1 protein-coding gene is annotated in these 1991 nt (G+C 66.7%); it reads left to right on the top strand.

The features are described 5' to 3' along the window. Positions 1–371: 371 nt before the first annotated feature. Positions 372–1991: sialidase family protein (locus tag ABD002_RS18185; RefSeq protein ID WP_343793756.1), on the top strand; the 1620-nt coding region annotated here is incomplete at its 3' end.

Genomic DNA, 1991 nt, shown 5'->3' with positions numbered 1-1991 from the left:
CGGCAGCTATTACTACACCGTCAAGGCGCTGAACAGCGGTGGCATCGGCACGGCCAGCAATGAAGTGAAGCTCACAGCCGTCGCTCCGCTACCGCTGAGTATCAATCACGCCAAGTAACGCTTCGGCAATGTGCGACGGCCCGGCATCCACCGGGCCGTCGTCGACCTCGGCGCCCTCGCACCTGCCGGCGCAAATCGCCGCAGCGCTGGCCTTACCCTGAGCAATTTGCCGGCGTGCCGCTGAGGGATTTCCCCTCTGCCGGAGTACGGCTGAAGACCTATACGGTATGCGCCTGATCGGCCGCCTGGATGACGGCAATCCGCACTCAACCGCTGCGCACTTCCAGGAGGCCGCAGCACGGAGAAGGCCCATGCTGAATCGATCCGGTCTTTCGAGACTTTCGACGCTGTTGTGGCTCGCTGCCCCTTGTCCCTTGTTTGCTGCCGCCCCGGCGTCGGGAACCCTGACGCCGGCGTCCGGTCCGCTGACCTATGCGGCTGGCCCATTCACGGCAGACAACCCCTCGCCAGTCCCCGAGGTCGACGTCGGTCCACGTTGCAACAACCCGACCCAGCCTTGCGACGACTACGCGCTGACGGTAACGCTGCCGCCCGGCTATGCCGCCGCGCATCCCTACGCCGCGGTCAAGGTGACCGACAGCTGGACCGACAGCGGCAGCGGCAAGTCCGAGTTCGACCTCTACATCTACCGCGGCACTGTCACGAACACGGATGGTTCCCAGCCGGCCTACTCGCAGTCGAACAGCGGCGCCAATCCCTCGATTGCGACGTTCTCCGGCCTGGCCGACGGCAGCACCACGTGGACAGTGAAGATCGTGCCGAATGTACTGGGCGGCACCAACATCAATGTGAAGATCGAGTTGCTGCCCGGCCCCGCGAGCAGCAGCGGCTCGTTCGGCGGGCCGAGCGTAACCGTACCGGGTGAGCCACGCTTCCAGAATTTCTACGCGCCGAACGGCACCTCGGCCCAACCGAGCAATGGCGAATTCAATATCGGCTTCGATCCGGCAACCCGTCGCATCATGACGATGAATACCGGGCCGATCTGGCGCCTGACGCCGCCGGAGGTGATCAATCCGTCCAACCCGGACAGTTGCGACGCACTGTGGGAGGACAAGTCCAGCACCGTCACCAACACCGGACTCGATCCGATCCTGTGGACCGACCAGAAGAGCGGCCGCACCTTCGCCTCCAACTCCACAGCCGGCGCGAATGCGGCCTACGCCTACAGCGACAACGACGGCGACTCCTGGACGCCGCTCGGCGCGGGCCCGCCCAATGGCGGCGCCGACCACCAGACCATCGGCAGCGGGCCGTTCCCGGCATCGCTGTCGATCCTGACGACGCCGCTCAACCAGGGCGAGAACATGCTGTACTGCTCGCAGGACGTCGTCGGCCCGGCGACGTGCGCGCGCAGCCTCGATCTCGGCGCGACCTGGGGCAACGGCGTGCCGGCCTACACGGGTTCCGGAGCGCAAGGTTGCGGGGGTCTGCACGGCCACGTGCACATCGCGTCCAACGGTACCGCCTGGCTGCCGGTTAACCACTGCAACGCCCGCCAGGGCGGTGCCACCAGCACCGATGCCGGCACGACGTGGAGCGAGTTCGCCGTCACTGGCAGCCACTCGCAGACCCAAGGCGCCGATCCGTCCATCGCGCTCGATAGCGACAGCACCGCGTACTACTGCTATGTCAACAACGAGCCGGTCGCCGCGGGCAACCCGCCCGAGGGCCATGTCCACGTCGCGGTCAGCAAGGACGGCGGCCAGACCTGGATCCGCGACGTCGACGTCGGCAAGGCGCTCGGCATCGTCAACGCTGCTGAAACTGAAGCGGTCGGCGGCAGTTCGGGCCGCGCGGCCTGTGGCTTCCTCGGCACCAACGTGCCCGGCGACTACCAGGCGATCGGCTTCCCCGGCGTGTGGTACGCCTTCATCGCCACCACCTACGACGGCGGCCAGACCTGGACC

It is taken from the genome of Dokdonella soli (assembly GCF_039523175.1).
In the GTDB taxonomy this organism is placed as follows: Bacteria; Pseudomonadota; Gammaproteobacteria; order Xanthomonadales; family Rhodanobacteraceae; genus Dokdonella_A; species Dokdonella_A soli.
This window is presented reverse-complemented; position numbering and strand designations above follow the sequence as displayed.